The 7,964-nt window shown below is 58.5% G+C and carries 7 protein-coding genes; all 7 read right to left on the bottom strand.

Going from position 1 to position 7,964, the window contains the following annotated elements; genetic code table 11:
* Positions 1-136 precede the first annotated feature (136 nt).
* Positions 137-751: a hypothetical protein gene (locus ABY948_RS09920; protein WP_461482377.1), complete on the bottom strand. Its 615-nt coding sequence runs from the start codon at positions 749-751 to the stop codon at positions 137-139.
* Positions 752-843: 92 nt separating this feature from the next.
* The gene (locus ABY948_RS09915; protein WP_461482376.1) at positions 844-2,523 is read right to left on the bottom strand and encodes a hypothetical protein; all 1,680 of its coding nucleotides are present in this window, start codon (positions 2,521-2,523) and stop codon (positions 844-846) included.
* 38 nt (positions 2,524-2,561) lie between these two features.
* Positions 2,562-3,176: a LysE family translocator gene (locus tag ABY948_RS09910; protein ID WP_461482375.1), complete on the bottom strand. Its 615-nt coding sequence runs from the start codon at positions 3,174-3,176 to the stop codon at positions 2,562-2,564.
* A gap of 275 nt (positions 3,177-3,451) precedes the next feature.
* A complete protein-coding gene (locus ABY948_RS09905) occupies positions 3,452-4,567 on the bottom strand; it encodes a GGDEF domain-containing protein (protein WP_461482374.1) in 1,116 nt (371 codons plus the stop codon).
* A gap of 204 nt (positions 4,568-4,771) precedes the next feature.
* Complete coding sequence (locus tag ABY948_RS09900) at positions 4,772-5,491, bottom strand: S1 family peptidase (RefSeq protein ID WP_461482373.1); 720 nt, start codon at positions 5,489-5,491, stop codon at positions 4,772-4,774.
* Positions 5,492-5,564: 73 nt separating this feature from the next.
* A complete protein-coding gene (locus ABY948_RS09895; RefSeq protein ID WP_461482372.1) occupies positions 5,565-6,284 on the bottom strand; it encodes a YebC/PmpR family DNA-binding transcriptional regulator in 720 nt (239 codons plus the stop codon).
* Between the two features lie 162 nt (positions 6,285-6,446).
* On the bottom strand, positions 6,447-7,631 hold the full coding sequence (locus ABY948_RS09890; protein WP_461482371.1) for an MFS transporter: 1,185 nt from the start codon (positions 7,629-7,631) through the stop codon (positions 6,447-6,449).
* Positions 7,632-7,964 lie beyond the last annotated feature (333 nt).

Genomic DNA, 7,964 nt, shown 5'->3' with positions numbered 1-7,964 from the left:
CCGAAGGGCTGGGGCCATTTTTGCCCCCAGCGTTGTTGTCATTCGCTCATTTAGAATAACTAAACCACGCTCATTCCGCCTCGCTGGAAGCAAAAATGACCTCCAGCAGTGGTAAGCAAATTAGTGTGAACAGGCCCTAGGGGGCTGGCTGCTCCTCTGCTGTTCCCGGTTCGTGCTGTTCCAGCGGGGCTGCTTCCTGATTGGGGGTGAGGAGATTGCCAACCCTGGCCTCGACGCTCGCATAGAGTCCCGTTTCGGCAGCCAATACGCCCAGCAGGAATGTTGCCACTAGCAGGCCGAGGAACCATTTGGCCAGTGACCAGCGTATTTTGAGGATCAGGTCGATGGTCAGTTCTTTGGGCCAGGGGGGTGATGTCACCGCTGCGGCCTCTTCCCTCTCGAGATAAAAGACCGACAGATTATTCCCTTCCGCCAGCAGGGATTCCCTGATCCTGCGGGCAAGCAGGTGTAGATCTTCGGCCTGCTCCATGGTCAGTGTCGTTGCCGAGCGGCTTGCTTGCTGCAATGTGGCATACATGCTTTGTAATTTGCCAAAAGCACCCGCTTCCAGTGTGCCTTCAAGATTCAGCTCTTTGGTGAGTTCCAGCACGTGGCGGATATTATCCAGGACATGGTTATCCCCCAGCGGTTCTGGAGATTGGGGGCCGCCACCCATCTTGAATTTCACATCATTCAGGTACCTGATGGCGGTTCCCAGCTTGAGGAATTTCTTTGCTTTGTGTTCGATCATCGGTAAATCCGTCCGTGTTTGGGCCCGTTTTCACCCATTTGTTTGCCGCTTTTTTAGTCACAACAGGGCAACCAAATTAGTGTGAACAGGCCCTAAGCACCATCCCAACTCTCTTGCGCATAGCCGAGATCAGCGGCCGCATCGCGCTGATCATCGGTCAGTTCTTCCCAGGGTGTTGTGGACGTATCGGGTGCCGGTGTATCGCCTGCCCAGCTATCCTCATCCCATCCCAAACGCTTCCAGGCGCTTTGCTCCGCCCCGGTCAATTCGCTCCAGTCAAATCCATTCCAGTACGCCTCTGGCAGTGGGCCAGGGTGGCGAATGACGCTATTGGGGTCGCAGGGGTTGCAGGGCGGGAATCCGAGATCGGCGATGATTTGTGTCATCCACTGCACGAGCTGGTCGCCGCGGGCATTGGGGCCGGGATTCGGTTTGGGATTCCCCAGGCCCTGGCTGTACAGCGCGGCGGCCAATTGCGATGGTGTCATGTGATTAGCGCCCAAGCCACCCTGGGTGCAGGGGTCGTGTCCCGCATTCCGCCAGTGATTCCACAATTGGCAGATACGGTAGGCAACCAGTGTGGCCGCGAAATCCAGATCCTCTGTCAATGCATCCTGCAGGTCGTCATCCGCATCAACATTGTGGTGGGTCTGAATATTGAATTTGCCGATGATCTCCCGGGCGGTTGAGAGCCGGATTTGAAAAGGGCCGCAGGTGGGGTCGCCGCCGATATCTTCCTGCAGGGTATCTTTGATCCACTCAGAGGTATCGCAGCTGCCACGGGCCATCTCGTCCCAGAGTATCGCCAGCACCAGGGCGGGGCAGATGTAAAAATGCGGGCAGTTGATGCGCTGGACCACGGGAACAACGAAGTCGACAAAGCGCCGCCATTTCCGCTTGATTGCCCGCCACTCCCGGTATTTGATCACGCTCTCCCTGGTCATGCTCGTTTGGCCAGGCTCAATAGGGCCGCATTTGCCAACGTCAGTCCAGGGCCAGGGCAGGGCCTGGTTGGCACTGAAGGCCATCAGCGGCAGTGTCGGGGCGCCCGCGAGAATAGCCGTCAGGAACCCCGTGCCGTCGGGGAGGGACGGGGACATTGGGTTGCCCGAAGCGCGCCCGCCAATGCGCAGCCCGTATTCAACGCGATCTTCGAAAACCATGTAATCGATACCATCGCAACTGAGGTTGCCTCCGAACACCAGAAATCGCAGTTTTCGGGTACCTGGCATGCCGCTGTCGATCTCCTGAAGGCAGTAACTTGATTCCGGCAGATACTCCGAGTCGCTGGCAGGACTCAAAGTCGGGGTTTTGTGGCCCTGGGCGGTGCCGAGCGCGCCGATTTCGGAGGTGATAGCGAGGGTGTACCGATCCGCCGTCTCTGCGGTTATTTGTATACCTACGACTGAGGGCTCGTGGTCGGACGACGTTACGGGCTGGGTTTCTTGCAACATGCCCGTATAGGTTTCTTCCCCGGATGCCTGGACAAAACCTTCCCAGCGCCTATGGCCAGTCGCTTTGCCGCCTCGTTTGACGGCGATCAGCGAAGCGCGATACCTGCCGCCATTGTTGTGGCGCAATATTTCCAGGGGTTCGAGAAAGAGCCCCATAGAAGTCCGCACGCCGCCCAGGGTGCCCGAGAAGGCGAAACTGGTTGACTCGGAAAAGGGGTCGGGAAGAGTGGTATCCCCGGGTGCCGGGTATTCCGCAACGGCTGCTCCGGCTTGATTGAGAGGGGCGTCTGTCGACTGGCTCTGAGGTGATTTTTCCATCATTAACTCCATCCACTGGGGTTTATCCATAAAAGGGGCTACTGGGTCATCAAGTGGACACCCATGGCCATCATCAGTCCGCCGGCGGCCAGGCTAACCGCTCTTTCCGGCTTGAAGCCTCTGGTAGCTGAAATCAATTGTCTCGCGGCATAGGCATAGCCCAGTTTGATGCCGCCGACGGTGACGACCGTCAGGACGAGGAGGATGGCAATGTCCGTTGCACGAAGGTTGTCCGGGTCAACAAAAGCGGGCAACAGGCTCGCGTAAAAAAACAGGGCTTTCACGTCCCCGAGGGTGATGGCGAGGCCAGAGAGGAAGCTGGTTGGTAATGTCGATACCGAAGGACTGGCAACTTCCACTGGTGTCGCGGTTCTGGGTCTCAACAGGGTAAGGCCGAACCAGATCAGATAGGCTCCCGCCACATACTTCAGAACCAGAAACAGGCTCCCCAGCATCTCCGATAGTGCCGTCGCGCCCAGGATGGCAAAACAGATCAAGATAAGATCGCCGAGCACGATACCGGCCGCGACGGCGGCGCCGTTCGTAAAACCGGTCGTGGCGGAGCGGGAGACCACCAGTGCCACACTGGTACTGGGGACAAGAGCCAAGACCGTCATCACAGCAAACAGAGCGAGTATTTCAAGTGGGCCCATGGTTCTTCCTTCCCGGGAATGAACACTTTGTCAGGGGTGCGTTTTAACGCGTCAGTGTCAATAGAATATCCGGAAACCAGGCGCAGTTCAGCCCCCCAGGGCTTCGTCGATTTGGGTATCCCGGGTCACGTCCATGCGGGACGAGTGTATGCCCATCAGTTTCCACGGCAAATCTCCGTCCAGCTGCTCCGCACGCATAATATTTGGGGGAAAATTTGGGGTAAGTTATAGGCCTGCTAAACCCCGCCGATCATTGGACATTCCTGCTTGCCCTTCTACAAACAGCTCCCGGCTTCTCTGCGGGGGGTTACCTCACGGGAGAAGGCTTCTTCCTCTATCACCCTGTGGATAGCGCAATTCCGGCCCTGATGTTTGCCGCGATAGAGTGCGTCATCTGCCAGTTTGATGATCTGATCAAGGCTTTCAATTCGGCTTCCCGCGATGCTGACGCATCCCAGGGTGATGGTGACAGACCGTGGATCGTCTGGCCCATAGGGAATGTTGAGGGCCTGTATGCTTCGGCGGCAATCCTCAGCCACCTTGCCAGCCCCTTTCGGGCCAGTACCCGGCAGAATGACGACGAACTCCTCGCCGCCAAACCGCCCGACAACGTCAGCCGCCCTGTGGCAGCAGGCGCGGATAGTCTCTGCCGCCAGGATCAGGCAGCGATCACCTGCCTGGTGGCCATTGCTGTCGTTGTATAGCTTGAAGTGATCAATGTCGCCGATAATGAATGACAGCCAGTCGCCATCGCGGTGGGTTCTGTTTACCTCATGCAAAAGAATATTCTCAATCGCGCGACGATTGTAAATTCCGGTGAGGAAGTCGGTGTTTGATTCCCCCTTGACCTTGGCAAGGGACTCCTTGAGCTCGCGGGCCAGCCCCCACATCATCCCTGTGGCTATCAGGCACAGCGAGGCAACGCTGAGAAAACGGCCGAACTTGAGCAGGGTCGCGCTGTGTGGGTTTTCAGGAATCAACTGGTAAATATCGAGCAGGTACAGGCCTGCGAGCACAAAACCCACCGACCACAGGGATAGCCAGGCAGCGCGGTTGCTGATAAGCAGCATGGCCGACAGGGGAATAAGGGGTGACAACAGTACCACCGGGCCGCTAAAGCCACCGGTATTCAGGCTGCCCAGGATCAAGCCCAAGAGTAGTAAGCCGACGAGTACCACAGCCGCGCTTTCAGTAGACCCTCTGCGCGACAGATAAACGGCATTGGCGCCAAGCCCTGTCAGCAGGATAAGTGCGGGAACCGGTGGCGGGTTTGCGCCCACCAGGATCATTTTCAGACTGGCCAGAAAAGCGATGAGTACAATAATCGCCAGATTCGTCGTTTTGACCAGCTTCCGCCGGTTCACCGCTAAAGATAGATCAGTGGAAGTCATCATAGGCGGCCGTCACTGCGAAAAAAATCTGGTATAGCAGCAAGTTGTGCGATTGTTTTTTCATAAATCGCCACGCTGGAAGAAAGAAGAGTTACATTCTATATCATGCTTCAAAATCCAAAAAATAAATAAACAGCGGGGGCGTAGAGTCTGAATAGTTGGGCTAAGTCCACGTCTTTCCACCTCGTCTTCCACCTCGCCTTTCTACCGCGTCAGGGTCAGTAAAATATCCGGGAACCAGGCGCAGTTTAGCCCCAGGGCTTCGTCGATTTGGGTGTCCCGGGTCACATCCATGCGGGATGAGTGTATGCCCATCAATTTCCACGGCAACTCGCCGTCCAGTTGCTCCGCGCGCATCACCACAGCGGCGCCGCTGGTACCCCTATGGGTGCGGGCATCGGTGAGAAAATAGCCCTGTCCCTGAAAGCGCAGGGCGAAGGATGAGGCGTTGATGGCCTGGCGGGCCACCGGCAAATGGTGCAGGGTGTCGTGGAAGCCCAGCGGAAAGCCGATGATCAGCATCGGGGTGCCGATTTCGACACTGTCCTGGGCCTTGTTGAGGTGTTCTGGTGTGAACGCGGCATAGAATGCCTCCACCGGCAGGGCGGTTCGGTCGATTTCAATGACCGCCACGTCGATGGCGCCGGCGGAATCGACGCCCTGTCGCCACAGGGGCTGCCGGTTGCGATACAGCGGGATCGAATAGCGCACCGAACGGGTGGCATTGTCGTGGTCGATATGCAGATCGATCTCGATGCGATCAGGGAAGTGACCACTTACTTCGTCGATAAACACATGACGGCTGGTGACCAGAAACAGCTTGCCGCCGTGTTCGAAGAAAAAACCGCTGGCGTTGGTCAGGGATCTGCCGCCCGAAAAGGTGGTGATGGCGGTGGTGGTGAGCAGCAGGGTTTCAATGGCCATGGCCCAGTGTAACCCAGCAAAAAGGCGGGCGCGCCGGAAAACTATCCGGCGCGGGTGTTCGCTTTAGTGCCTGTCAGGAAAGCTCGACGTTGTGGTAGACCTGCTGCACGTCGTCCAGATCGTCCAGCATGCCGAGAAACTTCTCGAACAGGGCCACATCGTCGCCGCTCAGGGTGGTGTAGGTGTTGGCGATGAACTGGATTTCGTCCATCTCGAACTCGATGTTGCCGAGGCCGTCGAGCAGCGCCTGTTTTGCCTTGAAGTAGTCGGTGTGCGGGGTGAAAACAGAGATCTTGCCATCTTCGCTTTCGATATCCGTGACATCGACATCCGCCTCCATCAGGGCTTCCAGCACGGCGTCTTCATCGTCGTGGGGAAACACAAAGATCGCCGCATGATCGAACATGTGGCTGACGGTGCCCTGGGTGCCGATCTTGCACTTGGTCTTGGTGAAGGCCTGGCGCACATCCCCGAAGGTGCGGTTGGGATTGTCGGTCAGGCACTCGATGATCGCCATGCTGCCGCCGGGGCCATAGCCTTCATAGCGGGAGGGAGAAAAGTCTTCCCCTGCGCCGCCCTTGGCCTTGTCGATGGCCTTGTCGATCACATGGGCCGGCACCTGATCCCGCTTGGCGCGATCAATCAGGCTGCGCAGTGACAGGTTACCGTTGGGATCAATGCCCCCGGCCTTGGCGCTGACATAGATTTCCCGACCGTAGCGGCTGTATACCCTAGCCTTCATATCCGAGGTCTTGGCCATCGAATCTTTGCGGTTTTGATACGCTCTGCCCATCTGGCACATGCTCCGTAAACATGAAAAAGGAGGCGATTTTACTGATAACCCGGTACTTAGGGGAAGGCTTAGGGTATGGCGATTGGCAAAAGCCGTGCAATTGATGGGTCGTCAGGCAGTCGCCACTGGCCTGGGGCTGAATCGCCGCTGTTCTGGGGGCCGTTAGCCCGACACTGGAAGCCGTGGTTTGGGGCGGTAAAGCAGCAGTCCCATGGCCGCGACCAGGGCGAAGGCGGCACCGGCCATAAACGTGGCAGCGGGACCAAAGACACTCCACAGCCATCCGGCAATCAGGCTTGCCAGCAACAGGGCGCCGCCGCTCACCAGATTGAAGATGCCGAAGGCCGAGCCGCGCAGTGCTGCCGGTGCGGTATCCGCCACCAGCTTGGCCAGCAGCCCCTGGGTGAGTGCCATGTGCAGGCCCCAGAATGCCGCCCCCGCAAACGCCACCCAGGGAGTTGCGGCCAGCGCCAGCACAAGGTCGGCCACTATTAGCGCCCCCAGGCCGATAACCAGCAGGGTGCGCGCCGGCAGCCGGTCAGATGCCGCCCCCGCCGCGTAGGCAAACACGGCGTAGACCAGGTTCATCACCACCATGATGGCGGGCACATAGGCGAGGGCGACGCCGACATCGGTGGCGCGCAGAATCAGAAACGCCTCGCTGAAGCGGGCCAGGGTAAAGATCGCCCCCAGTGCCACCACCAGCCAGTAGCGCAGCGGCAAATGCCCGGCTCCGGCCAGCATCGAGCGCTTTGCGCCCGCTGCGGGTTCGGGAGCAAGCGTCGGGGCCTCGGGCTCCCGCACCGCCAGGAACAACAGCGCCACCGCGACAAAGGCCGGGATCACCGCCACCCACAGCACGGCTTTGATGTCATTGGCGAACCAGACCATCAGGGCCAGCGCCAGCAGCGGCCCGAGAATGGCGCCGACGGTATCCAGTGCCTGGCGCAGGCCGTAGGCGGCACCGCGGATGGGCGGCGGCGTGACATCGGCGATCAGGGCGTCGCGCGGGGCGCCGCGAATGCCCTTGCCGATGCGGTCGACAAAGCGCGCACCAAACACCCAGCCGATGGTGGTTGCGAGGGGAAAAATCGGTTTGGCCAGGGCACCCAGGCCGTAGCCGAGCACGATCAGAAACTTGCGCTTGCGGAAATAGTCGCTGAGGGCGCCGGAAAACACCTTGACCACGGCGGCGGTGGCTTCGGCGATACCCTCGATAATGCCGATGGTGACCATGGATGCCCCGAGCACCGTGGCCATGAAGACCGGCAGCAGGCTGTGGACCAGCTCGGAGGACATATCCATGAACAGCGAACCGAAGCCCAACACCCAGATGGTTTTCGGCATCGCGCAATAAGTGCGCGAGGCGGGCGCTGATTCAGTCTGCTGGTTTGGTGGCGGAGTCATGCACGGCTCTTCTCTTGATAGGGCCTGTTCACACTAATTTGGTTGCCTCTGTTGTGACTAAAAAAGCGCCAATCTAGGCGCGAGAAATGAATTTAGTGGTTCTAACTGAGTGACGAGCAACGACGAGTGGCTTTTTTTAGCCGCAACCCGAAGGGCTGGGGCCATTTTTGCCCCCAGCGTTGTTGTCATTCGCTCATTTAGAATAACTAAACCACGCTCATTCCGCCTCGCTGGAAGCAAAAATGACCTCCAGCAGTGGTAATCAAATTAGTG

Origin of the sequence: Porticoccus sp., assembly GCF_041592135.1 — a bacterium.
Classification (GTDB): domain Bacteria; phylum Pseudomonadota; class Gammaproteobacteria; order Pseudomonadales; family Porticoccaceae; genus Porticoccus.
This window is presented reverse-complemented; position numbering and strand designations above follow the sequence as displayed.